At 58.3% G+C, this 25637-nt stretch carries 37 protein-coding genes; 5 read left to right on the top strand and 32 right to left on the bottom strand.

What is annotated here, in order from left to right; genetic code table 11:
- Positions 1-131 precede the first annotated feature (131 nt).
- A complete protein-coding gene (locus ACID345_RS06530) occupies positions 132-1334 on the top strand; it encodes an aminomethyltransferase family protein (protein WP_011522073.1) in 1203 nt (400 codons plus the stop codon).
- Between the two features lie 328 nt (positions 1335-1662).
- On the opposite strand, the gene ACID345_RS06525 is transcribed toward ACID345_RS06530, so the two are convergent.
- The 7 genes from ACID345_RS06525 to rpiB form a co-directional block, all read right to left on the bottom strand.
- Entirely contained in the window at positions 1663-2892 is a 1230-nt protein-coding gene (locus ACID345_RS06525; RefSeq protein ID WP_011522072.1) for a glutamate-5-semialdehyde dehydrogenase, read from the bottom strand.
- Between the two features lie 2 nt (positions 2893-2894).
- A complete protein-coding gene (proB, locus tag ACID345_RS06520) occupies positions 2895-3671 on the bottom strand; it encodes a glutamate 5-kinase (protein WP_011522071.1) in 777 nt (258 codons plus the stop codon).
- Between the two features lie 47 nt (positions 3672-3718).
- The gene (locus ACID345_RS27355) at positions 3719-3847 is read right to left on the bottom strand and encodes a hypothetical protein (protein ID WP_266190085.1); all 129 of its coding nucleotides are present in this window, start codon (positions 3845-3847) and stop codon (positions 3719-3721) included.
- Between the two features lie 87 nt (positions 3848-3934).
- Positions 3935-4687 carry an outer membrane lipoprotein-sorting protein gene (locus ACID345_RS06515; RefSeq protein ID WP_011522070.1) on the bottom strand — a complete coding sequence of 251 codons (753 nt, stop codon included), beginning with the start codon at positions 4685-4687 and terminating at the stop codon, positions 3935-3937.
- A gap of 230 nt (positions 4688-4917) precedes the next feature.
- Positions 4918-6048 (bottom strand): glycosyltransferase family 4 protein, encoded by a 1131-nt coding sequence (locus ACID345_RS06510; protein WP_011522069.1) that lies wholly within the window; start codon positions 6046-6048, stop codon positions 4918-4920.
- A gap of 67 nt (positions 6049-6115) precedes the next feature.
- A complete protein-coding gene (glyA, locus tag ACID345_RS06505; protein ID WP_011522068.1) occupies positions 6116-7396 on the bottom strand; it encodes a serine hydroxymethyltransferase in 1281 nt (426 codons plus the stop codon).
- Between the two features lie 16 nt (positions 7397-7412).
- Positions 7413-7871: a ribose 5-phosphate isomerase B gene (rpiB, locus tag ACID345_RS06500; protein ID WP_011522067.1), complete on the bottom strand. Its 459-nt coding sequence runs from the start codon at positions 7869-7871 to the stop codon at positions 7413-7415.
- A gap of 148 nt (positions 7872-8019) precedes the next feature.
- Here rpiB and ACID345_RS06495 point away from each other — a divergent pair, with 148 nt between their 5' ends.
- The 4 genes from ACID345_RS06495 (at position 8020) to ACID345_RS06480 (ending at position 11836) form a co-directional block, all read left to right on the top strand.
- Entirely contained in the window at positions 8020-8817 is a 798-nt protein-coding gene (locus ACID345_RS06495) for an enoyl-CoA hydratase/isomerase family protein (protein ID WP_011522066.1), read from the top strand.
- Between the two features lie 79 nt (positions 8818-8896).
- Positions 8897-9673 carry a hypothetical protein gene (locus ACID345_RS06490; protein WP_011522065.1) on the top strand — a complete coding sequence of 259 codons (777 nt, stop codon included), beginning with the start codon at positions 8897-8899 and terminating at the stop codon, positions 9671-9673.
- Positions 9674-9817: 144 nt separating this feature from the next.
- On the top strand, positions 9818-11317 hold the full coding sequence (guaB, locus tag ACID345_RS06485) for an IMP dehydrogenase (protein WP_011522064.1): 1500 nt from the start codon (positions 9818-9820) through the stop codon (positions 11315-11317).
- Positions 11318-11323: 6 nt separating this feature from the next.
- Entirely contained in the window at positions 11324-11836 is a 513-nt protein-coding gene (locus tag ACID345_RS06480; RefSeq protein WP_011522063.1) for a VanZ family protein, read from the top strand.
- On the opposite strand, the gene ACID345_RS06475 is transcribed toward ACID345_RS06480, so the two are convergent.
- The 25 genes from ACID345_RS06475 to rpmC form a co-directional block, all read right to left on the bottom strand.
- Complete coding sequence (locus ACID345_RS06475) at positions 11833-12453, bottom strand: GNAT family N-acetyltransferase (protein WP_011522062.1); 621 nt, start codon at positions 12451-12453, stop codon at positions 11833-11835. The two genes, ACID345_RS06480 and ACID345_RS06475, sit on opposite strands and share 4 nt — an antisense overlap.
- A gap of 26 nt (positions 12454-12479) precedes the next feature.
- Positions 12480-12848 carry a hypothetical protein gene (locus ACID345_RS06470; protein WP_041855503.1) on the bottom strand — a complete coding sequence of 123 codons (369 nt, stop codon included), beginning with the start codon at positions 12846-12848 and terminating at the stop codon, positions 12480-12482.
- Positions 12849-12945: 97 nt separating this feature from the next.
- On the bottom strand, positions 12946-13431 hold the full coding sequence (gene rplQ, locus ACID345_RS06465) for a 50S ribosomal protein L17 (RefSeq protein ID WP_011522060.1): 486 nt from the start codon (positions 13429-13431) through the stop codon (positions 12946-12948).
- A 97-nt stretch (positions 13432-13528) separates the two neighbouring features.
- A complete protein-coding gene (locus ACID345_RS06460) occupies positions 13529-14635 on the bottom strand; it encodes a DNA-directed RNA polymerase subunit alpha (protein ID WP_011522059.1) in 1107 nt (368 codons plus the stop codon).
- A gap of 121 nt (positions 14636-14756) precedes the next feature.
- Positions 14757-15386 carry a 30S ribosomal protein S4 gene (rpsD, locus tag ACID345_RS06455; protein WP_011522058.1) on the bottom strand — a complete coding sequence of 210 codons (630 nt, stop codon included), beginning with the start codon at positions 15384-15386 and terminating at the stop codon, positions 14757-14759.
- A gap of 85 nt (positions 15387-15471) precedes the next feature.
- Positions 15472-15846 (bottom strand): VOC family protein, encoded by a 375-nt coding sequence (locus ACID345_RS06450; protein ID WP_041855502.1) that lies wholly within the window; start codon positions 15844-15846, stop codon positions 15472-15474.
- A 3-nt stretch (positions 15847-15849) separates the two neighbouring features.
- The gene (gene rpsK, locus ACID345_RS06445; RefSeq protein ID WP_011522056.1) at positions 15850-16278 is read right to left on the bottom strand and encodes a 30S ribosomal protein S11; all 429 of its coding nucleotides are present in this window, start codon (positions 16276-16278) and stop codon (positions 15850-15852) included.
- A gap of 14 nt (positions 16279-16292) precedes the next feature.
- Positions 16293-16676, bottom strand: coding sequence for a 30S ribosomal protein S13 (rpsM, locus tag ACID345_RS06440; protein WP_011522055.1), 384 nt, complete (start codon positions 16674-16676; stop codon positions 16293-16295).
- A 67-nt stretch (positions 16677-16743) separates the two neighbouring features.
- Positions 16744-16857 carry a 50S ribosomal protein L36 gene (gene rpmJ, locus ACID345_RS06435; protein WP_041855501.1) on the bottom strand — a complete coding sequence of 38 codons (114 nt, stop codon included), beginning with the start codon at positions 16855-16857 and terminating at the stop codon, positions 16744-16746.
- Positions 16858-16874: 17 nt separating this feature from the next.
- A complete protein-coding gene (gene infA / locus ACID345_RS06430) occupies positions 16875-17093 on the bottom strand; it encodes a translation initiation factor IF-1 (protein WP_011522053.1) in 219 nt (72 codons plus the stop codon).
- A gap of 92 nt (positions 17094-17185) precedes the next feature.
- Positions 17186-17938, bottom strand: a complete 753-nt coding sequence (map, locus tag ACID345_RS06425) for a type I methionyl aminopeptidase (RefSeq protein WP_011522052.1) — start codon at positions 17936-17938, stop codon at positions 17186-17188.
- Positions 17922-18632 carry an adenylate kinase gene (locus ACID345_RS06420; protein WP_011522051.1) on the bottom strand — a complete coding sequence of 237 codons (711 nt, stop codon included), beginning with the start codon at positions 18630-18632 and terminating at the stop codon, positions 17922-17924. Before ACID345_RS06420 ends, map begins: the two co-directional genes overlap by 17 nt.
- A 211-nt stretch (positions 18633-18843) precedes the next feature.
- The gene (secY, locus tag ACID345_RS06415; RefSeq protein WP_011522050.1) at positions 18844-20235 is read right to left on the bottom strand and encodes a preprotein translocase subunit SecY; all 1392 of its coding nucleotides are present in this window, start codon (positions 20233-20235) and stop codon (positions 18844-18846) included.
- Positions 20236-20240: 5 nt separating this feature from the next.
- Positions 20241-20675 carry a 50S ribosomal protein L15 gene (rplO, locus tag ACID345_RS06410; protein ID WP_011522049.1) on the bottom strand — a complete coding sequence of 145 codons (435 nt, stop codon included), beginning with the start codon at positions 20673-20675 and terminating at the stop codon, positions 20241-20243.
- A 124-nt stretch (positions 20676-20799) separates the two neighbouring features.
- The gene (gene rpmD, locus ACID345_RS06405) at positions 20800-21024 is read right to left on the bottom strand and encodes a 50S ribosomal protein L30 (RefSeq protein ID WP_011522048.1); all 225 of its coding nucleotides are present in this window, start codon (positions 21022-21024) and stop codon (positions 20800-20802) included.
- Positions 21025-21027: 3 nt separating this feature from the next.
- Positions 21028-21537, bottom strand: a complete 510-nt coding sequence (gene rpsE, locus ACID345_RS06400) for a 30S ribosomal protein S5 (RefSeq protein ID WP_011522047.1) — start codon at positions 21535-21537, stop codon at positions 21028-21030.
- 77 nt (positions 21538-21614) lie between these two features.
- Positions 21615-21989, bottom strand: a complete 375-nt coding sequence (rplR, locus tag ACID345_RS06395; protein WP_011522046.1) for a 50S ribosomal protein L18 — start codon at positions 21987-21989, stop codon at positions 21615-21617.
- Between the two features lie 77 nt (positions 21990-22066).
- Positions 22067-22606 carry a 50S ribosomal protein L6 gene (gene rplF, locus ACID345_RS06390; RefSeq protein ID WP_011522045.1) on the bottom strand — a complete coding sequence of 180 codons (540 nt, stop codon included), beginning with the start codon at positions 22604-22606 and terminating at the stop codon, positions 22067-22069.
- Positions 22607-22706: 100 nt separating this feature from the next.
- Positions 22707-23108 (bottom strand): 30S ribosomal protein S8, encoded by a 402-nt coding sequence (gene rpsH, locus ACID345_RS06385; RefSeq protein WP_011522044.1) that lies wholly within the window; start codon positions 23106-23108, stop codon positions 22707-22709.
- Between the two features lie 117 nt (positions 23109-23225).
- Positions 23226-23411 (bottom strand): type Z 30S ribosomal protein S14, encoded by a 186-nt coding sequence (locus tag ACID345_RS06380; RefSeq protein WP_041855500.1) that lies wholly within the window; start codon positions 23409-23411, stop codon positions 23226-23228.
- An 86-nt stretch (positions 23412-23497) separates the two neighbouring features.
- Positions 23498-24160, bottom strand: a complete 663-nt coding sequence (gene rplE / locus ACID345_RS06375) for a 50S ribosomal protein L5 (RefSeq protein ID WP_011522042.1) — start codon at positions 24158-24160, stop codon at positions 23498-23500.
- A gap of 81 nt (positions 24161-24241) precedes the next feature.
- Positions 24242-24571, bottom strand: a complete 330-nt coding sequence (gene rplX, locus ACID345_RS06370; protein WP_011522041.1) for a 50S ribosomal protein L24 — start codon at positions 24569-24571, stop codon at positions 24242-24244.
- A gap of 21 nt (positions 24572-24592) precedes the next feature.
- A complete protein-coding gene (gene rplN, locus ACID345_RS06365; RefSeq protein WP_011522040.1) occupies positions 24593-24964 on the bottom strand; it encodes a 50S ribosomal protein L14 in 372 nt (123 codons plus the stop codon).
- Between the two features lie 76 nt (positions 24965-25040).
- A complete protein-coding gene (rpsQ, locus tag ACID345_RS06360; protein ID WP_011522039.1) occupies positions 25041-25346 on the bottom strand; it encodes a 30S ribosomal protein S17 in 306 nt (101 codons plus the stop codon).
- 3 nt (positions 25347-25349) lie between these two features.
- Entirely contained in the window at positions 25350-25625 is a 276-nt protein-coding gene (gene rpmC / locus ACID345_RS06355) for a 50S ribosomal protein L29 (RefSeq protein WP_011522038.1), read from the bottom strand.
- Positions 25626-25637 lie beyond the last annotated feature (12 nt).

Here is a 25637-nt window from a genome sequence, read left to right as displayed (position 1 = left end):
GCCGGTATTGTAGCAAACGCAATCGCCACAATCCCCGCTGCATCGCAACTTTGCCGGATCGCGAGACTGAGGTTTGGAGGTTGACGTTATAATCGCGTGATTAAATCGTGCCCATTAGGTAGGAGCTACTCGTGCCGATAGGAACTGCATTTCATGAGCGAACTTTCGGGTTGTGCCAGAGCCTGAGCTATCGTGAATGGTCGGGCTATTACACCGTCAGTTCGTATGAGACGCACCACGAACACGAGTACAACGCGATTCGCAACGCCTGCGCTCTGATCGACATCAGCCCTCTCTTCAAGTACCTGATTACCGGCGACGACGCGACCCAGTTCGTCAATCGCGTGATCACCCGCGACATCAAGAAGGTCGCCATCAACCAGGTGATCTACTGCTGCTGGTGCGATCAGGATGGCAAGGTCATTGATGACGGGACCATCACGCGCCTTGGCGAAAACACCTACCGTTGGACAGCGGCGGACCCCAGCTTGCGTTGGTTTCGACAGAACTCCATCGCCATGAAGGTCCAGATCGAAGACATTTCGGAATCGGTTTCCGCGTTGGCGCTTCAAGGTCCCACGTCGGCCGCACTGCTCGCTTCCGTTGCTGAAGCCGATATTGCGAACCTGAAGTACTTCCGAATGACCAAGGGGCGAATCAACGGCATCGATGTAGACATTTCGAGGACCGGCTACACCGGCGATCTCGGCTACGAGATCTGGATTCCCTGGGAGCACTCGTTGCGCGTGTGGGACGCGCTCGCGACCGCTGGAAACGCGTTCGATCTTCATCCGGTTGGCATGCTCGCGCTCGACGTCGCCCGCATCGAGGCAGGATTGCTTCTCATCGAAGTGGACTACTTCAGCAGTAAGAAAGCCCTCATCGACTCGCAGAAGTATTCTCCCTTCGAACTCGGGTTCGACAAAATGGTGCACCTCGACAAGGAAACCTTCGTCGGCCGCGAAGCTTTATTGAAGGAGAAAGGTTCCCGGACGGGACGCAAACTCGTCGGTCTGGAGTTCGATTGGACCGCCGTCGAAAAGCTTTACGATCGCGTCGGCCTCCCGCCCCAGGTGCCTTCGGCGGCTTCCAGAGTGCCCGTCCCCGTGTACCGCGGCAACGTTCAAGCAGGAAAAGCGACATCTACAACCTGGTCGCCTATTCTAAAAAAGATGATCGCATTGGCCAGCGTCGATGCTGCGCATTCTGCGATTGGAACCGAGTTGCAGGCTGAGATCACGATTGAAGCGGTCCGCTACAAGACTGCAGTGAAGGTCGTTCAACTGCCTTTCTTCAATCCTGCTCGGAAGTCGGCTGTGCCACCGCGCCTTTAGAAGGGTAGTGGTTGTCGGAATTTCGTTTGCGGAACGCTGTTCACTATTACAACAACAAAATCCTTCCACTTTTCTCATACCACCTTTGCGGTAAATGCGAGGACTTGAACAGTTTTGTGGCTCCAGGGTCGCGTTTTAGCGTGTTTGGAGAAAAAAATCAGGGGGCTGGAACGGGATTTTTGGGAAGGCATTTGGAAGGGTGATTTGCAAACCCCCGCTAAATAAGCACTTATAAAAAGTTGTTTACCAACTTCTAACTTCGGGTTTTACGGGGAGTTTTCCTTGTTTCTTCCCTGTAATTTCGTATCCGAAGTGCCGTCTAAACGCGTCAGCGCACCTGCCCGCTCCCAATCACTTCATACTTCGACGAAGTCAGTTCCGCCAGCGCAAACGGTCCGCGACAATGCAGCTTCTGCGTACTGATCCCCATCTCCGCACCGAACCCAAACTCAGCGCCGTCGGTAAATCGCGTAGAAGCATTCCAGTAAACCGCCGCCGAATCCGCCGCCCGCAAAAAGCGTCGCGCATGCGCGTCATTCGCGGTGATGATCGACTCCGAATGTTTTGTCGAATGTTGATTGATGTGGGCGATCGCTTCGTCCACATCGGCAACAACTTTCACGGCCATACAGAGCCGCAAGTACTCTTCATCCCAATCAGCGCTCGTCGCCTCTGCGACTTGCATCCCCTGCGCGAGAGCCAAGGTTTCCGCGTCTCCCCGCACTTCCACACCGTGGTCGAGAAGCAGTTTCACAATCCGCGGCACATACTCCTTCGCGATCGCGCGATGCACTAAAAGCTTCTCTGCGGCATTGCAGACTGATGGTCGCTGCGTCTTCGCGTTGATCACGATGCGATCCGCCATGTCGAGATTTGCGGATTCATCTACGAAGATGTGGCAATTCCCTGCTCCGGTTTCAATCACAGGAACGGTCGAATTCTCGACGACAAATTGAATCAGACCCGCGCCGCCGCGCGGCACGATCACATCCACCAGCCCGCGCGCTTTCATCAACTGCTGTACCGATTCACGATTCGAGGCATCGAGCAATTGAATCGCGCCATCCGGCATCCCCGGCGTCGCGCCTGCAATCTTCACCAGGCATTCGTTGCTCCGAACCGCTTCTTTTCCTCCGCGCAACACCACCGCATTTCCCGATTTAAGCGCCAACCCGATGACGTCAATCGTCACGTTCGGTCGTGCTTCGTAGATGATCGCAACCACGCCGAGAGGAACGCGGACCTTGCGAATCCGCAGGCCATTTGGGCGCTCCCATTCGGCTAGCGTCTCTCCCACTGGATCCGCCAATGCCGCGACTTCACGCAGTCCTTCTGCCATCGTCGCAATGCGTTCTGGGGTAAGCAGCAATCGATCGCGCAGAGATCCATCCAGCCCACTCGCTTCCAAATCCGCGCGATTGGCGGCGAGAATTTCTTCCGTACGCTCGTCGATCGTCCGCGCCAGAGCCAGCAGCAGCGCATTCTTGCTCTCGGTCGAGAGCTCTGCTACGACCGGCGCCGCGCGCCGTGCTGCTTCCAGCTTTTCGCGCGTCGTCATCGTTAATCCGCAGCCTTTGCGCGTTTCTTAGGGGCAGGCTTCGTCGCCGGAAAATATGTACCGATCTTCCGCTCTATGGCATTTCGAATCGCTTGCGGTGCCGTGCCGTTTGCAATTGCAACCTGAACACCGTTCTCGCTAGCCATCATGGCTGCGCGTAACTTTGATCGCATACCTCCGGTGCCGAGTTCGCTCTTTTCGCCGCAGAGCGCTTCCATCTTCGGCGTCAATCGCCGCACCGTGCGCACCAGTTTCTGTCCGCGACCAGCACTGTCGTAGAACCCATCCACGTTCGTCAAAAGCACGAGCCAGTCGGCCTTCACAGCCGTCGCCAACAATGCGCTCAACTCGTCGTTATCCCCGAAAGCACCAACGAGTTCGCGCACGGAAACACTATCGTTTTCATTGACGATCGGTACCACGCCAAGCTTTAGCAATTCATGCAACGCGTGTTGCAGATTCTCGTAGCGAAGAGCCGACGTGAAGTCGTCGCTCGAAAGCAGCAGTTGTGCGACGACTTTTTTGCCGAAGAAGAGCTGCTCGTAGGTATACATCAGCAGGCTTTGTCCCACGGCTGCACACGCTTGCATGAGCCTCACGCTCTTCGGCTTCGCAGAAAATGCCAATTTCGACATGCCGGAAGCGATCGCGCCCGAGCTGACGATGAGGTATTCGTGCCGCTCCAGGTCCAACTGGTCGACGAGCGCCCGCATGAGCACCGTATCAATACGGCCGCCCGGGGCGATCAGGCTGGTACCTACTTTGATGACGAACCGCATGGTTCGTACAGTGTAGCAATCTCAGCGATGAAGTCTTGCAGGGCGGGTTACGCGGCTGGTTCGTGCTTCATCGGCTCGGAATTCGTCTGCGGCTTCTCTTCGCTTTCCATCACGAAGCCCATGTCTTCCAACCATTCAATAGCGTCAGCACGATCTCGGAGATTTGGGTTTGTCATGTCTTGAAACCCCTTGCCGTTCATTTCGAATTTTAGGATTCGCGCCATTCGTTCTGAGTTGCCGCTTATCACCGAAATCAGATGCTACTAGTGCCGGATAACCCCCGCGCCAAGTAACGCCGGATCCACGCGGCGGCTACGCTTTCGTACCGGAGTCTGGAGGTTGCCGGCGAGCGTCGTATCGGTCCGAACGTCCAAGGCACGCGCCGTCAGCGTATGTTTGCCGACCACCCGAACCTGAGCCACGGCTTGCGTCGAGTCCTGGAGCCACAGCCCTTGCATTTCCCGATAGTGCAGAGTTACCTGTAAGTCCTTGATCCACCACGACGGGCTCTTGGTCGGGGTGCCCGCGATCTGGCGCACCAGGTAGCTGTCAGCGTCGACCCACGCGCGGCCCCGAAGGATGTCCTTGCCGTCGCGCTTCGGCTTGAGTTGCAGCACATAGCAGCGGTGTCCGTCGATCGCCTCGGTTCCCGCGAGCACGAAATCGTAGTTGTCGGCCGTCAACACCGCGCCATTGTTCTGATTGGTCACTTCCGTCTCGTGATCGAGGACCTTACGGACGACGTTCTCGGCCTGTCCGCCGCCTTCAGTGATCCGATAGTCTTTCTTACCCGAAGGCAGTGCATTCACCTCGGCTACGACTCGCGATGCTTTGTTTGGATCTTCGGGAACCAAGCGGTATTCGCGGGTGACGGAGTAGGCGCGGTCGTGGTTGCGACCGCCCATCGCCGTCTGCATGCGACTGACGACAGTGTTCACATCGGGAGCGCTGGTTTGCGCCATCCCGACGGCCGTCAGAAGCATGGTAAGAATCGAAGCTCGAATCATGGCCCGCATTGCCAGCTCCCATCCCGCCTTACTCCCTAGTTAGAGGCAAGTTGGATGCCAAACCGTTATCCGGGCTGAGCACGATAGTTTCAGGAAATCTTTACCGCTGGACGGGTACCTTCTTCCGGATTGCTTGTAAGAAGGAGGGCTGCAGGCGAGCAGGATTCATGCGGGTTCCCGCCCCATGTACCGGAATTCGACACGATGTGGTACGCGCGTACCTACTCTAAGAACGCGGGCTACTTGGCGACCTGCCGGAAGATCTCCAGCATTCGCCCCACTGAGTTCTCCCACGAGAACTTCCTGATCTGTTCTTCGCCTCGTAGTTTGAGCTTCTCGCGCAACGGCTGGTCGAGCAGCACGCGCTGCAGGGCGCGCTGGATCTCGAAGACGTTCTCCGGATTTACCAGCACCGCAGCATTCCCCACTACTTCCGGCAGTGACGAGGTATTGCTTGTGATCACCGGCGTCCCGTGCGACATCGCCTCCAGCGGCGGCAGCCCAAATCCCTCGTAAAGCGACGGGAAAATGAACACCTTGGCGGCGTCGTAGAAGATTCGCAGCACTTCGATCGGCACGAACCCGAGGAAGCGGACGTCCTGCTGGACTCTACCCTTGATTACCGCGCGCCGAAGATCAGGATGCCGCGAGACTTCATCGCCAATAATGATCAGCTTCAGGTCGGGATACGAGTCTTCCTTCGCCAGCTCCGACTTCAACAGTGAAAACGCTTCGATGATGCGCACCACGTTTTTATGCGGACTGATCCGCCCCGCATACAGGATGAACGGATAGTTCACCTGGTAACGCTCGGCGATCATCAACTTGTCGGAGTCGGTGGTGTGGCCCTGGCGGAAGCGGTCGTCAATTGCGTTATAGACCACCTCGATCTTCTCTTCCGGCACGCCGAAAAGCCGCACCGTATCCTCCTTCGAGAACTTCGACACCGCGAAGATCCGCGAAGCCTTGTTCAGCACACGCTTCGTGAAGTGAAAGTGCGCAAACCGCTTCGCCGGCGAAGCGCTGTTGCTGCGGTAGAGGTAGTCGAGAAGATCGTGGACCGTCACCACGTACGGACACGGAATTCCTTGCGGGATCCAGAACAGGTGCGGGACGTGCAGCACATTTACTTTTTGCCGCTTCAGCGCGCGATGGAATTCGAAATAAGACGCCGGAGAGTAGTCGTTATCAGGGCACTCAAGGTGCGAAAAGTTCTCCTGCAGCTGCCCCATATCGTGAATACGACCAGGCGTCCCGAGCAGGAGATACTCGTTTTCGCGGTCCAGCCGGCCCAGGGTCCGCACCACATTGCGAATGTAGGTGCCGACACCGAAGTCGCTGATACGGCGGATGTCGATCGCGACCTTCACGACTTGTAGTGTACTTGAAGGAAAAAACCCACCCTAGCTTCGCTAGAGTGGGGTACTCAAATTCGAACTATACCGTCGCCAGCCGGGTTGCTCTCCGCTCCGGATACAGCGGGTACGCATCGCAAAGCTCGTGCACCTGTCGCCGCACGCGGCCGAGGAAATCCGGATCCGTGCGGTGCCGTAACGACTCCGCAATCCAGATGCCGACCTGCCGCATCTCTGGTTCCTTCATCCCGCGCGTCGTAAGCGCCGGCGTTCCAATGCGGACGCCGCTCGGCTTCATCGGCGGGTTGGTGTCAAACGGAATTGCGTTCTTGTTCACCGTGATTCCAGCTTCGCCCAACGCCTTTTCGGCTTCGCTGCCCAACATTCCGGCCGCGAAGACATCGATCAGCATCAGGTGCGTATCGGTGCCTCCGGAAATAATGCGGAAGCCCTGGTCGGCGAGTGACTGCGCCAGCACCTTCGCGTTCGCGACCACTTGGTTCGCGTAGTCCTTGAAGCTCGGCTCCATGGCTTCTTTGAAGCACACGGCCTTGGCCGCGATGATGTGCACCAGCGGCCCTCCCTGCATGCCGGGGAATGTGACTTTATCAATCGCCGCTGCGAATTCCTGCTTGGAGAGGATCATGCCCGCGCGCGGTCCACGCAGTGTCTTGTGCGTGGTGGTCGTCACGACGTGCGCATGCGGCACCGGCGAAGGATGTGCGCCGCCGGCAACCAGTCCGGCGAAGTGTGCCATATCTACCATGAAGAGCGCGCCGGCTTTGTCGGCGATTTCGCGCATGCGCTTGAAATCGAAAATACGCGGATACGCGCTGCCTCCGCCGACGATCACCTTCGGATGGTGTTCCAGCGCAAGCTTCTCGAGCTCGTCGTAATCGATGGTCTCGGTTTCTTTGGTCACGCCGTACGGGACGATCTTGTAGGTCTTACCGGAAAAGTTCAGTGGATGTCCGTGGGTGAGGTGCCCACCATGCGCAAGGTTCAGACCAAGAATTGTGTCGCCGGGCTGAAGGATCGCGCCATAGGCTTCCATGTTGGCGGATGACCCGGAGTGCGGCTGCACGTTAGCGTGCTCCGCGCCGAAGAGTTCCTTCGCGCGATCGCGCGCCAGGTTCTCAACCACATCGGCATACTCGCAGCCGCCGTAGTAGCGCTTTCCCGGATACCCCTCGGCGTACTTGTTGGTGAATACTGAGCCCGCGGCCTGAAGCACTGCTTCGCTGACAAAATTTTCGCTGGCGATGAGCTCGAGACCCTCGTGCTGACGGCGTTCCTCATTCGCGATCGCCTCTGCGATCTGCGGATCTTCTTCGTTTAACGATTGAGACATGCGATTTGACATGATAGCGACGTTCCTTTTATGTACTTCGCTTAACTTCCTGCTGCTCGATCTGGTGGATCTTGTCGACCCGGCGCTGATGGCGCCCACCTTCAAACTGAGCCTTCATCCAGGCATCCACGATCGCAAACGCCGCCTCGGGCTCGAGCACTCGCGCGCCCAGCGTCAGGATGTTCGCGTCATTGTGCTGGCGGCTCAGTTCGGCTTCGAGGATGGTGTGGCAATTCGCGGCGCGAATTCCGGGGACCTTGTTCGCAGACATCGCCATCCCAATCCCGGTGCCGCAGACGAGAACCCCGCGCTCCACCCCGCCCACAGCCACCGTATCCGCCACCCGCTGAGCGAAGTCTGGATAATCCACCGAATCCGGCGTGTTGGTGCCGAAATCCTGGACGTCAATTCCCTGCTGGGTGAGGTGCTGCTTGACCTGATTTTTCAGTTCAAATCCCGCATGGTCCGCACCGAGGGCGATCTTCATGGGCTCCATTGTAACCTCACGGTTTCCGATTGGCACCGGCCAAAACGCCCGCTTGCTGGGGCTTGTCTCATCCCCATTTTCAGAGGATACTGCTTGCACCCTCAGGCGCTTCGCCTTTAGCTCCGCCACTTCCGCAGGAAGGTGACCCATGGCTTCACCCTCGAATCCCGCAGTCAAAATCTACGAATTTATCGAGTTCGAAATTGCCGACGGCCTGGCCCGCATCAGCCTGAACCATCCGCCGTACAACGTGCTCACCGTCCCGCTGATGACCGAACTCGCCGAGGCCATCGAGAGCCTGGAGAGCAAGAACGAGGTCAAATGCATCCTGCTCACCTCGGCGCAGAAACAGTTTTTCTCGGCCGGAATTTCGATCGAAGATTCCCGTCCTGACCGCGTCTTCCAAACGCTCGAAGCCTTCAATCACGTCTTCCAGTCGATCTCCGAAATCTCGAAGCCGCTGATCGTCGTCGTGAACGGCCAGGCCGTGGGCGCCGGCTCCGAACTGGTCGCTTTCGGCGACATGGTCATCGCCACCCCCAACGCCAAGTTCATGCAGCCGGAAGTAAAAATGGGTGTTTTCCCGCCCTTCGCGGCCATCATGTTGCCCGCCGTGATCGGCCCCAAAAAGACCTATGAACTGATCCTCACCGGCCAGGCGCTCAGCGCCGACGAAGCCCTCGAACTTGGCTTCGTGAACCGCGTGGTTCCGGAAGCCGGCCTCGAAAACACCGTGAATGAGCTCATCTCGCGCATCTCCGAGTTCAGTTCGCCAGTTCTCGCAATGACCAAGAAAGTCATCGCCAGCTCTATTGGGCGTCCGCTCGCCGAAGCGATGAAGAGATCGCAGGACATCTACCTCAACCAACTCATGGCGCTTCAGGACGTCGAAGAGGGCCTTCGCGCCGTGCTGGAAAAACGGAAGCCGGTCTGGAAGAATAGGTAATCACACGGACCAACCGAAGCACTTCTGGGCCCTGCAACATCGGTGCGGCTCCGTCATACCCTCGGTATAGAAAGCAAGAATGAACGTACGCAGATGCTGCGCCACCGCTGTCGTGTTGCTGTTCCTCCTCTCCGGACAATCGCTGCTCGCCCAGGATTCAGCCACGCAGGCTCCGCCTCCGGATAGCCCCTCCGCCGCCAAACAGAAGCACGAAAAATCGGACGAGCAAAAGAAGGTCGAGAAGCAGGAGCAGTCCCAGACGATCCTCGGCGTCGTTCCGAACTACAACACGACCACCGAGAAGACGGCGCAACCGCTCTCTCCCGGGCAGAAGTTCCACCTCTTCGCCAAAAGCACCTTCAGTCCGTTTCAGTTCCTGGCGGTTGGAGCGCAGGCGGGGATTGGCCAGGCGATGGACAGCTACGAGGATTACGGCCAGGGCGCCGAGGGCTATGGAAAGCGTTACGGCGCCGCGTTCGCCGACCAGGCATCCAGCAACTTCTTCGGAAAATTTGCCTACCCGGTGATCTTCCGCGAAGACCCGCGGTATTACCGGATGGGTGAGGGCACCACCAGCCAAAGATTCTGGTACTCGCTGGGTGCGGAGTTCGTCGCCCATCGCGATCGCGGCGGCAAGGAGTTTCACTTCTCTAATGTGCTGGGAGCTTTCACTTCGGCCGCCATCTCCAACGCCTATTACCCGGACAAGGACCGCACCGCCGGAAACACCTTCGAACGCGCCGGGATTGCGCTTGGCTATAGCTGCGCCGGGAACATCGCCGCGGAGTTCTGGCCGGACGTTTATAAGAAATGGTTTCAAAGGGCCAAAAAGAAAAAGGATTCAGGAAATCCGTAGCAAGATCGGCCGGGGAAACCCGGCCGTTTGCGCCTCAGGCGACCGAAACCTTAAAATAGAGGTTTACTCCTCGTCCCAAATGACTGTCTGTGTCACCCAACAGCGCCCCGGTGTTCCCAGCGGGCGCACCCTTGGAAGATTGCAATGATTCATTTTCCCGTGCCTGAAGCTCTGACCTTCGATGACGTGTTGCTGTTGCCCGCCAAAAGCGACGTAATCCCAACTGCAACCAGCACCGCCACCAAGCTCACTCGCAATATCACGATCAACATTCCTCTCATCTCGGCCGCCATGGATACCGTGACCGAGAGCCGCATGGCGATTGCGCTCGCACAACAAGGCGGATTGGGCATCGTGCATCGCAATCTCACCATCGAGCAGCAGGCCGGCGAAATCGACAAGGTGAAGCGCTCCGAAAGCGGCATGATTGTTGATCCGATCACCATGTCGCCGGAGAACAAGATTTCTGAAGCGCTCGACGTAATGAAGCGCTACCGAATCTCGGGCGTACCGGTCACCAAGAACAAAAAGCTCGTCGGCATTCTCACCAACCGCGACCTCCGCTTCGAAACCCGTACCGACATTCCTATCAGCGAGGTGATGACCAAGGAAAACCTCATCACCGTGCCCGTCGGCACCACACTCGAAGACGCCGAAGAAATTCTCCATCAGCACCGCGTGGAAAAGCTCCTTGTGGTGGACGATCGCTACGAACTCAAGGGCTTGATCACCGTAAAAGATATTCAGAAGAAGTTGAAATATCCGAACGCCGCCAAGGATCCCCAAGGACGTCTGCGCGTCGGCGCCGCGATTGGCGCTACCGGCGACTTCCTCGAACGGGCGGCTGAGTTGATCCGAGCAAAGGTGGACGTTCTCGCGATTGATAGCGCGCACGGGCATTCCACGCGCGTTCTCGAAGCCATTACCGCGGTCAAGAACAAGTTTCCTGAAGTGGACCTTCTCGCCGGCAACGTTGGCACCTACGAAGGCGCGCTCGAAGTTGGTCAGGCCGGCGCTGATGGCGTGAAAGTCGGCATCGGACCTGGGTCGATCTGTACCACGCGCATCGTCACCGGCGCAGGCGTACCGCAGATCACCGCGGTTGCCGAGGCTTATCGCGCCCTGAAAGACAAAGGCATACCGGTCATCGCCGACGGTGGCATCAAGTACTCGGGCGATATCGTGAAGGCACTCGCTGCTGGAGCGGACGTCGTTATGATCGGCTCGCTGCTGGCGGGTACCGAAGAAAGTCCGGGCGAGACGATTCTCTACCAGGGCCGCACTTTCAAGTCCTATCGAGGCATGGGATCGCTCGCCGCGATGGCGCAGGGCTCCAGCGAACGTTACTTCCAGTCGGTGGAAAATGAAACGGCTGGCCTTGCCGCAGAAGAAGATGGCAACCGCCTGAATAAGTTGGTGCCAGAAGGTATCGAAGGCCGCGTGCCGTATCGCGGCACTGTCGCCATGATCGTGCATCAAATGGTGGGTGGTCTCCGCAGCGGCATGGGCTACGTTGGCTGCGCTAACGTTTCGGAACTCAAGGAACGCGCGCGCTTCGTTCGCATCAGCGGCGCAGGCCTTCGCGAAAGCCACGTGCACGACGTCATTATCACGCGCGAAGCGCCGAACTATCGGGTGGAATAGGACCTAGTGGCAAGACAAATAAACCGATGGAAGCCGTGGATTCCAGTGTGGGTGTGGCTCGTGATTCTCGCGGTCGAATCCTCCGACATCGGATCCAGCGCACACACCGGACAATTGTTACTTCGAATCTGGACGGCCTTGCTCGGCCGTCCAAGCTTCGAGAGCTTTGAATTCGTGCATCACCTCATTCGTAAAACTGGCCACTTCCTTGGCTATGCGATTTTGAGTTGGCTTATTTTCGGTGCTGCGCGTGGGACCTGGCGTAATCGTCAGGCAGTCCTCACGCGTGGGCGCGAGTATTTTTGGCGGATGGGTTGGTCTGTGTTTGCAGTCTTCGGCACGTTGCTCGCCGCCAGCGCTGATGAAATCCACCAGTCGCTTAACCCAGCGCGCACTGGACGCTGGCAGGATGTGGTTCTCGATTGCACTGGGGCCGTCGTCACCCAGGTATTGCTCTACCTGTGGCTCACCTCGCGCGGGCGAGGATCGCAACCGCAAGAAATCAACGCCGAAGCCTAGGGAGCGAACGCTTCCATCTGATACGTCGGTTCGACGCCGCCGCGTCGCAGTCGCTCTTCCAGTCTCGCCCGAATCGCAGGCCATTCGTCATCAATGATGCTGAAAACCACGGTCGTACGAATTCGCCCGTCGGCCATAATGCGTTCCTTCCGCAGGATGCCTTCTTCTTTCGCGCCCAAACGCAGAATGGCCGCGCGCGATGCCGTGTTGTTCTCATCGGTGTAAAGCTGCACGCGGATCAACTTCATCTCTTCGAACGCATAGCGCAACAAGAGATACTTGCTCTCGGTATTCACAAAACTTCGCTGCCAGCGTCCCGCGATCCAGGTATGCCCGATCTCCGCCGCGCGGTTCGGCAGATCTATCTTGAAGATTCGCGTCGTCCCGACGATCTTCCCCGTCTCAAGTATCTCCATCACAAATGGCAGAGCCAGCCCCTGCGCATGATGTTCAAGCGCAAGACCGATATATTCCGCTACGTTTGTTGCGTTCGGGACGTTCGTCCATTGAAGTTCGGAGAGATTGCCGTCTGCCGACGCACGAACTAGTGCAGGTGCATGTTCTGCGCCTAATGGACGCAATGCGAGGCCGGAGCCGAGGATTGTGACGCGTGGCATAAATCAGACACATTAAACAGAACGTCTTATCGTTTTGCAACGTTTGTTTCAGAGGCGCTTAACCCTTGCTGCGCTTCCGCGATTTGTGCCGGATACCAGTCTTTTCCGATCTGCTCCGCCTGCGCCAAAGCCACAGCAAACGAAGCACGGGCCGCGCCGGTTTGATGCAAAGCTTCGAAGGCATGCGCTTCAGCGAGTCGTGCTCGCACGCTCATCGGCGTGATTGTCAACGCCGCCTGGGCATCCGCGAGCGCCTGCGCAGGGTCTTTGTCATGCTCAGTCACACGCCGCAACCCTCCGGCGGGGAATGCGGGAAAGAGGCGACCACCAAGGACCACCTTTGCTGTTGCGTTGATGGTGCTGGTGTTCCACCAGCTGCCCTTGGCGTATCTCACGGGGCTGGTGGAAGGACTCCGGCATCGTCACGCCATTGTAAAAAGAAAAACGCACCCGCAACGCGGGTGCGCTGAATCTTGCCGCCAAACCGAGGAACTACGCCTTGGTTTCGCCGGTCGTTTCTGCTTCAGCCTGGGCTTGTTGCGCTTCGAGGGCCTTGCGGTTGTCCTCGGCACGCTTGGCGCGGGCTGCAGCGCGTTTTTCGCGCTTCTCATCGATGATCTTCTCGCTGCCGAGGAGTTCGATGAACGCCTTTTCGCCGCCGTCGCCCGGACGGAATCCGGTGCGAACGATGCGCAGGTAACCGCCTTCGCGGTCGCCAAAGCGCGGCGAGATCGTGTTAAACAGCTTGTCCACGGCCTCCGACGTCATCAGGTAAGCAGCGGCCTGACGGCGCGCCGCAACATTTCCCTGCTTGCCGAGCGTGATCATCTTCTCTACATGCGGACGCATCGCCTTTGCCTTCGGCACGGTCGTTTCGATGCGCTCTTCCACGATGAGCGAAGTGACCAGGTTGCGCAGAAGCGCGCGCCGGTGTTCCGTGTTACGTCCTAACTTCCATCCACCTACTCGATGACGCATGGTCGTATTCCTTCAATTTCTGCAGGGCTTGTGCAGCCCCTTTAATCTTTTCGGGCTACCCGCCGCCGTAGCGGCGGGCTGCCTCAATTTCTCCAGGCTAGAAGCCCGGGTTGTTGTCGCCGCCGAAGCCGCCGCCACCACCGTAGTTGCCGCCGCCACCGAACGTTCCGCCGGTGCCGTAGCTTCCCGGATAGCCGCCGTAGCTCGGAGCAGGTTGCGAACCCGGAGGCGGAGCCACCGCGTTGCCATGCTCGTCGATCTTCATGCCCAGGCTCAGTCCCATCGAGGCCAGAATTTCCTTGATCTCGTTGAGCGACTTGCGGCCGAAGTTCTTGGTCTTGAGCATTTCTGCTTCGGTCTTCTGCACCAGTTCTCCGATGGTCTGGATATTGGCATTCTTCAGGCAGTTGTAGCTGCGGACCGAAAGCTCGAGCTCTTCCACCGAGCGGTTCAGGTTCTCGTTGCGGATTTCCGGCTTGCGGTCTTCCGCGTGCGAAGCTTCGATTTCTTCTTCGAAATTGATGAAGATGTTCATGTGGTCCTTGAGCAGCTTCGCGGCCAGGCCGAGCGCGTCGGCCGGGTTCACGGAGCCATTGGTCCACAATTCAATCGAGAGCTTGTCGTAGTCGGTGATCTGACCCAAACGGGCTGCTTCCACCGAGTAGTTGCACTTGCGGACGGGCGAGTGGACCGAGTCGATCGGAATGAACCCGAGGCCAAGGTCTTCGTCGAAGTTCTTATCGGCTGACACGTAGCCGCGGCCCTTCTTCAACCGCATTTCCATGTCGAGCTTGCCACCTTCGCTGATGGTGGCGATATACACGTCCTTGTCGAGGATCTCGACATCGGCATCGGTCTCGATCATGCCCGAGGTCACAATGCCAGGCTGTTCCGCGCGCAGGTAGATCGCCTTGGGAGCGTCTCCGTTGAGGCGGAACGGAATCTGCTTCAGGTTGAGGATGATGTCCGTCGCATCCTCTACGACGCCAGGGATTGACTGGAATTCGTGTAATACGCCTTCAATCTTCACTGCGGTAATCGCAGCGCCCTCAATCGAGGAAAGCAGCACGCGGCGCAGCGCGTTGCCAATCGTGGTTCCGAAGCCGCGCTCAAACGGCTGGGCCCAGAAGTGACCATACTTGTCGGTCAACGACTCCGAGTCAAACGCGAGGCGCTTCGGTTTTTGAAATCCCTTCCAGAGCATTCTTGTCTCCTATCTCTCAATTCGGCCATGCTGCACGAACATCTAAGTTCGGCCGATCTGGCACGACGATTAGGAACAAGGTGCGCAACGCAATGTCGCGCACCACATTCGGTTACTTCGTTTACTTCGAGTAAAGTTCGACGATCAGCTGCTCGTTCACCGGCATCTGGATCTCGTCGCGCCTCGGCAAGGACGAAACGCTGCCCTTCCAGTTATCGCGATCGACGATCAGCCAGCCCGGCACAGTCGTGTGACTCGTCAATTCCTTGATCTGACCAAGAAGCGTCATTTCCTTACTGCCTTCGCGCACGGCGATCTCGTCTTTCACGCTCACCTGGTACGACGGGATGTTCACTTTCTTCCCGTTGACCGCGATGTGCCCGTGACGGACCAGCTGGCGTGCCTGGCGACGCGCGGACGCGAAGCCAAGCCGATAGACCACGTTGTCGAGGCGGCGTTCCAGTTGCTGCAACAGCATCTCGCCGGTTACACCCTGCCCCTTCGCGGCCTTCTCGAAGTAGTTGCGGAACTGATTTTCCTGCGCGAAATACATGCGCTTCGTCTTCTGCTTCTCGCGAAGCTGAAGTCCGTAGCCCACGATCTTCGCCTTGCGGTCCTTGCCATGCTGGCCAGGGGCGAAGTTGCGCTTTTCAATTGCACACTTGTCGGTGAAGCACTTTGGCCCCTTGAGGAACAGCTTCGTGCCCTCACGGCGGCAAAGGCGGCATACTGCATCTTTGTAGCGTGCCAAGTTTCTCTCCTGTCGAACGGTTTATCCGTTCGGTTGTGATCGGTTTACGGGACTTGGCGGTCCTTCCTTCCCGATCAATTTCGTTCTACCTCTGGCTGGCGGCGCCTACCAGAAGCACATATCCGTCTGGGTCAAAGACCCGAAACTCACCTTCGGTGGCATACGGGGGATACTCCAATTCGCTTACCTTGATCCCCTTCGCCATCAACTGTTCGCGATACGGAACGACCTTGCTCGCGTACAGGTAAAACAGAACTGCCTGCTGCTCCGAATCAATGGGGCCACTGGATTTCGCGAACATGATCTGTGCCATGCCTCGCGCCAGGTACGCCCACTTCAACTCGCCTCCGTACTCCAATTTGTTATGGAGTTCGAACTCGAGCAGCTTGTAAAACTCAATCGTGCGCTGCACGTCCGCAACGTGTGCCATTGGCACCAGCGACGTCGGATGCGCAGCCACGAATCACACTCTGCGGCGCTTCGGCGGACGGCAACCGTTGTGCGGGATCGGCGTAACGTCGCGAATCACACGCACATCGAGACCGGCGGCAGCCAAGGCACGAACTGCAGACTCACGGCCGGAACCGGGGCCCGCTACCCGCACGTCGAGGCTGCGCATGCCGTGATCGCGCGCCATGTTGGCGGCGGTCATCGCGGCCTGCTGCGCCGCGAACGGCGTGCCCTTACGCGAACCGCGGAACCCGAGCGAACCCGAGCTCTTCCACGACACCACGTTTCCCGAAGGATCGCTGATGGTGACGATGGTGTTGTTGAACGACGCCTGGATGTGCGCCAGTCCGTGCGGAACGTGCTTCCGTTCCTTCTTCTTGAACTTCTTATTGGTCTTGCCCTTTTTTTCGCCGGCGGCGGCGGAACCTGCTGCTTTAGCCATTTCTCAATTCGCCTTTACTTAGCGGTTGCTTTCTTCTTGTTCGCCACGGTGCCCTTACGCGGACCTTTGCGGGTGCGCGCATTAGTGTGGGTGCGCTGGCCGCGGACCGGCAGGCTGCGGCGATGACGATAGCCGCGGTAAGAACCGATTTCGATCAGCCGCTTGATATGCATCGAGACGTCCTTGCGGAGGTCGCCTTCGACCGAGCTGCCGTTTTCGATCGCCGTACGGATGCGGTTGACTTCTTCTTCGTTCAGGTCGCTAACCTTGCGGTTCGCTTCCACGTTCGCTTCCGCCAGGATGGCCTTGGCGCGCGAGTTGCCGATGCCGAAGATATACGTCAGCGCGATGTTGATGTACTTGTTGCGCGGAAGATCCACGCCTGCAATACGTGCCATTTACTGTCCCTCGTCCCGCTTTTCCCGGGTCCCCGACGAGCGCCTCTTTTGCGCTTGTTGGGGCGATTTAGCCTTGACGCTGCTTGTGCTTCGCGTTTTCGCAGATTACCCGCACCACACCGTGGCGACGGATCACCTTGCACTTGTCACAGATTTTCTTTACCGATGCCCGAACCTTCATTGCCTTTTCCAATCTGCCTATTTATAGCGGTAAACAATACGTCCTCGCGTCAGGTCGTATGGCGATAATTCCACCGCAACCCGGTCGCCAGGAAGAATACGAATGAAGTTCTTGCGCATCTTGCCGGATACGTGCGCCAGCACCTGATGCTTGTTTTCCAGTTCAACTTTGAACATGGCATTGGGCAGTGGTTCGATCACCACCGCCATTACTTCAATCGCGTCTTCCTTACTCATGCATTCCTTTGATCGGTCTGACCTCAGGGGCTAAAGCCCCGCTCTGCTTCCGTTGCCCATGTCGCACCCGAAGGTGCAACCTACTTCAAACTTTACTCGGTCAAAATCACCGGGCCGTCTCTCGTTACCGCAACGCAGTGCTCGAAGTGAGCGCTAAAACTGCCGTCGGCGGTAACCGCGGTCCAATGATCGTCCAGCGTTCGCGTCGCCGGCTTACCTACATTCACCATCGGTTCGATTGCGAGCACCATTCCTTCGCGCAACCTCGAACCCGCACCCGCTGCTCCGAAGTTCGGCACCTGCGGATCTTCGTGCAACCGTGTCCCAATCCCGTGGCCCACAAACTCGCGCACTACGCTGAAACCCGCGGCTTCCACATGCTGCTGCACCGCGGAACCAATGTCGCCCAGCGTGTTGCCGACCTTCACTGCGTCGATCGCCTTGTACAGTGACTGCTCGGTAATCGTGAGCAGCTTCTGCAACTCCGACGTGATCGCCTCACCGACCGGAACGGTGATGGCTGAATCTCCGTAGTAGCCGTCGAGCACAACTCCTGTGTCGATGGAGACGATGTCTCCCGTTTTCAGGACCCGCTTCTCGGACGGAATGCCATGCACGATCTCATCGTTAACCGATGTACACAGCACACAGGGATAGTCGTAGTACCCCTTAAACGCAGGCTTGGCCCCAAGCTCGCGGATTTTCTTCTCAGCCGCGCGCTCCAGGTCCATGGTCGATACACCGGGAGCCACGAGCGCTCTTACTGTTTCAAGGACCTGTCGCACGATGCGGCCACTGCGGCGCATCTTTTCAATTTCGGCACCGGACTTACAAATGATTGCCATGCTCGATGAGACTCAACATCTCCTCTGTGATCTTCTCAACCGGGGCGTCGCCATTGATTTCAAACAGACGACCTTGAGCCCGGTAATACTTCTCAAGAGGAAGAGTCTGCTGCTCGTATGCCTTCAGACGTCCGGCGATGACTTCTTCGCGGTCATCCTGCCGCATTACAAGCTTCGAGCCCTCAAGGTCGCAAATTCCCTCGACCTTGGGAGGCTTCGAGTAAACGTTGTAGATCGTTCCGCAGGAGGGACACGAACGACGTCCGGTAAGCCGTTGCAGCAATTGATTATAGTCCACCTTGATCGAAATCACAACCGGTGGAAGGTTACTTGCTAAGCTGACCCGAGTACTTTCAAAGAGCTTTCCCGTCAACAACTTATCCAGCCATTCGGCCTGGGCGACGGTTCTCGGAAACCCGTCGAGGATACACCCTCGGCTGGTGTCCGGCTTGCCAAGCCTTTCGGCAACCATGGCGCAGACGATAAAGTCTGACACCAGTTGGCCACTTTCCATGGCGGCCTTGGCCTGTTTTCCCCACCCTGTTTCCTGCGCGACGTTCTCCCTGAGGATGTCGCCCGTGGAGATCTGCGGGACCCCCAGCGCCTGCACCAGGCGCTTGGATTGGGTGCCTTTCCCTGCTCCGGGCGGTCCGAACAAAATCACCGGACCGACTTTACGCGTATCACTCTGCACAACACTTCCCGTAGAAGCTTGTGTGTCCATCCGTTCGCCTGCACGAGAGCAAACAAGTCACCCGCCCGGTGCACGTTCGGGTCACTCCGATGGGTTGCTCTGCTTCCGGCGTCAAGCGCCAACGGCCTCCCGGTAGCCGCTTACAACGACTGCACAAAAGGGTGCCCCATTCTAAGCGCCGTTTTCGCGCTTAGGGTGGGGCTTTTCTCAACTACCAGCGGCGGCCTTTAATTCGACCGCTCCGTGGCGTGAAGCCCTCGTAATGCCGCATGATGAGCTGCGATTCGATCTGCTGCACCGTGTCCATGGCAACGCCCACCACGATCAGCAGCGAGGTGCCGCCGAAGTAGAAGGTTACACCAAGGCCGGTGGTCATCCAGGTCGGCAGCTTTTCAAACAGTCCGCCACCCAACCACAACGGCAAGTGGTTCAGATGTAAACCAACCATCATCCACTCTGGAATAAAGCTGATGATGATCAGGTACAACGCGCCGACCAGCGTAATGCGGGTCAGGATATCGTTGATGTACGTTGCGGTACGCGCACCCGGACGAATGCCCGGGATGAACCCGCCGTACTTGCGCATATTATCCGCAACGTCGTTCGGGTTGAACACGATCGACACGTAGAAATATGCGAAGAAGACAATGCCCAACGCGTACAGCATCGTGTACAGGGGCTCGCCCCATTTGAGCTGGTCCATCAGGTTCTTCACCCAGTGGTACTTGCTCACGCTGCCCAACATGCCCACCGTCTGCGGCAGGGTCAGGATCGACGACGCAAAGATCACCGGCATCACGCCGCCGGAGTTCACACGCAGCGGCAGGAAGGTCGAGGTTCCGCCCATCATCTTGCGGCCGACAATGCGCTTTGCGTACTGCACTGTAATCCGTCGCTCGCTGCGCTCCACGTACACGATGAACGCAACGATCAGGAACATCACCAGAATGAGAAGCAACATCGCCGGAACCGTGAACGGTCCCCAGTACTGCGTCTTGATCTTGTCCACCAGGTCAGCAACGCCACGCGGGAGGCCAACCACGATACCAGCAAAGATCAGCAGCGACATGCCGTTGCCGATACCACGCTCAGTGATCTGCTCGCCCAGCCACATAATGAATACGCTGCCGGTCGTGAGCGTCAGCATCGTCATCAGGATGAAGCCCCAACCAGGATTCAGGACCATGCCCGGCTGCTTCGTCAACGTCACGGCGATACCGAACGACTGCATGGCGCTGAGGCCAAAGGTCAGGTAACGCGTCCATTGCGTGATCTTCTTGCGCCCGAGTTCGCCTTCCTTCTGCAGCTTCGCCAGCGGTTCGTAAACCACGGTCAGAAGCTGGAGAATGATCGACGCCGTGATGTACGGCATGATGCCGAGAGCGAAGATGGTCAAGCGGCGAAGCTGGCCGCCGCTGAAGAGATCGACAAAGCCCAGCACCGAACCGCGGTTGTTCTGGAAGAACTGCTGGAGCATATCGGCGTTCACGCCCGGCGTCGGAATGTGCCCGCCGATGCGATACACGGCCAGGAGCGCAAGCGTGAAAAACACGCGCTTGCGAAGGTCCGGGATCCGGAAGATATTTGCCAGCTTCTCAAACATAAAACTTAGAGGACCTCAGCCTTGCCGCCCGCTTTGGCGATCTTTTCTTCGGCTGTTTTGGAGAACTTGTGTGCACGAACCGTGACCGCGCCCTTGATCTCGCCGTTGCCCAACACCTTGATCTTATCGTTCTTGCCGGCGAGCTTGTGCTTGATCAGAACTTCAGGCGTGATTTCCGTCAGGCCGAGTTCGGCGAGCCGGTCGAGATTCACCACCGCGTATTCCACGCGGAAGATGTTGGTGAAACCGCGCTTCGGCAAGCGGCGATGCAGCGGCATCTGGCCGCCTTCAAAACCGCGCATCATGCGCGAACCGCTGCGCGAACGCTGACCTTTGTGGCCGCGAGCGGAGGTCTTGCCCATGCCCGAACCCATACCACGTCCGACGCGCTTCTTCTTTTCGTTGGCTTTGCGGGGAGCCCGCAGATTACTGAGATTCATTTCAATTCCTTGTCGCGGGACATTTCCCGCTCGCTTGTAGCGGACGCTCTTCTGTCCGTCTCACTGTATTTCCCGGTCGATTCGGGTGCCCCATGTCTCGCGTTTTTCGAGACGTGGGAAACCACTACTGCTGAACGATCTCGACCAAATGCGGGACCTTCGCCACCATGCCGCGGATCGACGGCGAATCTTCGCGTACGATCACCTGGTTCAGGCGGGTGAATCCGAGTCCCTTGATCACCAGCTTGTGCTTCACCGGCGCTTGAATCGCCGAGCGAATCCACTTGAGCTGGAGCTTCGCGCCCTTCGGCGCTACCTTTACTTCTACTTTCTTACGTGTGCGAGGCATGGTTTAGAGCTCCTCTACCGTCTTGCCGCGTCCGGCCGCGACTTCGCGGCGATCACGCAACTGCTTGAGTGCTTCGAAGGTCGCCTTGATCACGTTGTGTGGGTTCGTGGTGCCGATCGACTTGGTCAGCACGTTCTGCACGCCCGCCGAAGTCATCACTGCACGCACCGCGCCGCCCGCGATGACGCCCGTGCCTTCCGGCGCCGGCTTCAACATCACACGGCCCGAACCATAGCGGCCCAGTACCTGGTGCGGAATCGAAGTCTGGCTCAGGTTCACCTTCACCAGGTTCTTCTTCGCGGACTCGATCCCTTTACGGATCGCCTGCGGAACTTCCTTCGCCTTGCCGGAACCGTAGCCCACGACCGCAGCCGAGGGATCGCCCACGACTACCAGCGCTGCGAACGACAGGTTCTTACCGCCCTTGACCACCTTGGTCACGCGGTTGATGGCCACTACCTGGTCCTTCAGGTTGAACTGGCCTGCATCGAGCTTTTTCTTCACTGTTGCCATTGCGTCAATTCTCTTTTCTGAACTCTCTGCTCGGGTGCCCCATGTCTCGCGATTTCCGAGACGTGGGGATTTTCATCCTAGAACTCTAGTCCGCCTTCACGTGCTGCATCGGCCAACGCCTTGATGCGCCCGTGATACAGGTAACCGCCGCGATCGAAGACCACTTTGTTGATGCCCTTCTGCTTGGCGCGCTCCGCGATCGCCTTGCCGAGCTGCTTGGCTGCGCTCAGGTTGCCGCCCGTCGGACGCTTGCCTTCCTTCGCTTCGCCAAACTCCAGCGTGTTTGCTGCAACCAGCGTGGCGCCCTTGCTGTCGTCGATGACCTGCACATACAGGTGGTTCGTAGAGCGATACACGTTCAGGCGCGGACGCTCCGGCGTACCTTCCATCTTTTTGCGGATGCGGGAATGTACCCGGCCCCGCTTTGCATCTTTTGCTTCTTTAATGATCATCGCTTTTTCATTTCCCCCGGGTTTCTGAACCGGGCAGACGGCGGCGGGTCATGCCCGCCATGCCATCCGGTTAATCTTTACTTCGCGCCGGTCTTGCCGACCTTCTTCTTCAGTTTCTCGCCGGCGTAACGTACGCCCTTGTTCTTGTACGGATCGGGCGGGCGCAGCGCGCGCATTTCCGCCGCAACCTGGCCGACCTTCTGCCGGTCAATGCCGGTAATCGTCAGCGCGGTCTGCTTCGCGTCCACCGCCGCTTCGATCCCAGTCGGCAACGGATATTCGATCGGGTGCGAGTAGCCCAGCGTGAACACCACCGTGCCCTTGCCCTTGAGTTCGGCACGGTAACCAATGCCAACGATCTCCAGGTTCCGCGTCCAGCCCTTGGTCACGCCTTCCACTGCGTTGTTCACCAGCGCGCGGACCAGGCCGTGAATGGCGCGCTTCGACTCGTCGTCGCGCGTCACGACAATGTTGCCATCCTCCAGAGCCAGCTTCACGCCGCCCGGCAGGTGGTTCGATACGGTGCCCTTCGGCCCCTTCACGGTTACGACATCGCCCTGCACGTTGAACGTGACGCCCTTCGGCACGGCAATCGGCTTCTTACCAATTCTCGACATAGTCTCTTCTCATCGGCTGCGGATCAAAGCCGCAGTTTCTTCCTGGTGTTGAACTCATGCTCGCGGGAATGCGCGAACCGAGTTGTCGCTCAACCAGCGACTAGTAAATTTCGCAGAGGACTTCGCCGCCCACGCCTTCTTTGCGCGCCTGGCGTCCCGTCATCACGCCCTTCGGCGTGGTCAGGATGCTGATTCCCAGACCGCCGAGAACGCGCGGGATCTCCTTGCTGCCTACGTATACGCGGCAACCCGGACGCGAAATGCGGGTGACGTTCGAGATCGGCGAGACATTGTCGGATCCGTACTTCAGGTACACCCGGATCAGCTTCTTGCCTTCTTCTTCGACCGCCTTGTAATTGGCGATGTAGCCTTCTTCTTTAAGAATTCGGGCGAGTTCCGTCTTCAGCTTCGACGCAGGCGCATCAACCTTCTGGTGACGTGCCTTGATCGCGTTGCGAACCCGCGACAGGAAATCTGCGACCGGATCGGTGGTCAAACTCATCGTTTGCTTCTCCTTATCGTTGCCCGTTCGCTCTCATTGCTCATGAGAGAACCCGCGACAACGTCTTTACCCATTCTTGGGTGCCCCACTCTAGCGAAGCTAGGGTGGGGATGTTCTCTACCAGGACGACTTTGAAACGCCTGGAATCTCTCCCCGCAGCGCGAGGCCACGGAAGCACAGACGGCAAAGGCCGAACTTGCGCAGGTACGCGCGCGGACGTCCGCAAATCTTGCAGCGGTTGTGCTGGCGCGTGGAGAACTTGGGTTTCTTGTTCGCCTTGGCTACGTGTGATGTTCTCGCCATTTGTTCCTTTACTCTGGAGCTTCGCGCCCCGTCAGTTTCTGATCTTTTCATGCAGCCGTCGTTACCCGACGGCCAAGAACTAACCGCTAAGCGCCCGGTTGCCGAAACGGCATGCCCATGTGCTTCAGCAGCGCGCGGGCCTGGTCGTCGTTCTTTGCCGATGTCACAATCGTGACGTTCATGCCCTTCAACTTGTCGACCTTCGAATAGTCAATTTCCGGGAAGATCAACTGGTCGCGCAGGCCGAGCGTGAAATTGCCGCGCCCGTCAAACGACTTCATCGGCACGCCACGGAAATCACGCACACGGGGCAGCGCCACGTTCATCAGGCGGTCGAGGAATTCGTACATGCGGTCGCCGCGCAGCGTAACCATCGCGCCAATCGACTGGCCTTCACGCACCTTGAACTGCGCGATCGACTTCTTCGCCTTCGTCACCACCGGCTTCTGTCCAGTGATGGCCTGCAGGTCGCTCACGGCCGGGTCGAGCACTTTCGCGTTCTGCGTTGCTTCGCCCACACCCATGTTCACTACGACCTTCTCGATCTTCGGAACCGCCATCACGTTGGTGATGCCGAACTCTTTCATCAGTGCCGGCGCCACTTCCTTCGTGAACTTGCCACGCAGGCGCGCGGAGCCACGGTTGCTCGCCTTTGGACGTCCGCTCTGGGGCGCCTCGGCCGCTTCGGCCTTTGCCTGGCGCTTACCCGCGCCGTCCGGTTTCTTCTGCTGCTTCTTCTCGTCTGCCATCTCTCTGCTGCTTTCTCTCACGGTCTCGGGTTTGCACCGTTACGTGAGGTCCTCAATTTCGAGAATCTCTTCTCGGGGAAGTTACTTCCCGGTTAAATCACTCCCGCACTTCGCGCATACGCGGGACTTCTGCTTGCCTTCGCCCTTGTGTGCCACGCGCGTCGGACCGCACTTTGCGCAGACCAATGCGACGTTCGAAATCGCGATCGCGCTTTCCTGCTCGGCGATGCCGCCCTTGATGTTCTTCTGCGGGTTCGGCTTCACATGGTTCTTCACCATGCCCACGTGCTCGACCAGGATGCGGCCTTTGTCAGGAATGACGCGGAGCACGCGGCCCTGCTTGCCCTTGTCCTTGCCGGAGGTCACTGCAACCGTGTCGTTGCGCTTGATATCAGTTGTTACGTTTGCCATAACCAATCTCTCTCTTCTCGCCTACAGAACTTCGGGGGCGAGTGAAACAATCTTCAGGAACTTCTTCTCGCGCAGCTCGCGGGCCACCGGTCCGAAGACACGGGTCCCCACCGGCTCGCCGGTGTCATTGATCAGCACTGCCGCATTCGTGTCGAAGCGAATGTAGGTGCCGTCCTTGCGGCGATGCTCCTTGTGCGTCCGCACGATCACGGCCTTCACAACCGTGCCCTTCTTCGCGGTGCCGTCCGGCGAAGCTTCCTTCACCGCGGCCGTCACCACGTCACCGAGGTGCGCCACGTGTCCGGCGCCGCCGCCCAGCGGGTTGATCATCTGGAGCTTGCGGGCGCCGCTGTTGTCGGCAACCTCGAGCATCGTTCTCATTTGCACTGCCATATTCGTTCTCCTCGGTCACCCACACTCAGGGTGCCCCATGTCTCGCGTTTGTCGAGACGTGGGGACTTTCGGGGTCTTAGCTCGCAGCTTCCTGGACTTCCGGAGCCAGCGCCGAACGGCGCAGCACTTCGGCCAGTTTCCAGCGCTTCAGCTTGCTCAACGGGCGGGTCTCTTCGATCCGCACGTAATCGCCGATGTGGGCTGTCTGCTCTTCATCGTGCGCATAGAACCTCTTGCGGCGCGAGATCACGCGGCCATACATGGCATGCGACTTCTGGCGCTCCACCTGGACCACGATCGTCTTCTGCATCTTGGTGGAGACCACCAGGCCGATCAGTTCCTTGCGGTGGCTGGTTTCAGGGGTGTTCGTTGTTTCGGCCATGGCTTACTTCTTCTCCGTCTTCTTGCGCGAGGTCTTCTTCGCCGGCGCTTCGGCAACCGCGGTCCGGGCGATGCCCAGTTCCTTCTCGCGGGCTACCGTCTTGATGCGGGCGATTTCTTTTCTCATTTCGCGCAGCTTCTTCAGGCTTTCCGACTGTCCCATCTTCAACTGGAACTTCAGCTTGAAGAGCTGTTCGCTCTGCTCGCTCTCGCGCGCGTGCAGTTCTGCCGGTGTCAGGTTGCGGACTTTATCCGCCAAACTTTGTGCTCGTTGAGCCATTTCTCTATTCCT

Origin of the sequence: Candidatus Koribacter versatilis Ellin345 (assembly GCF_000014005.1) — a bacterium.
Taxonomy (GTDB): Bacteria; Acidobacteriota; Terriglobia; order Terriglobales; family Acidobacteriaceae; genus Korobacter; species Korobacter versatilis_A.
The sequence above is the reverse complement of the archived record's forward strand: the minus strand, read 5'-3'. Positions and strand labels throughout refer to the sequence as shown.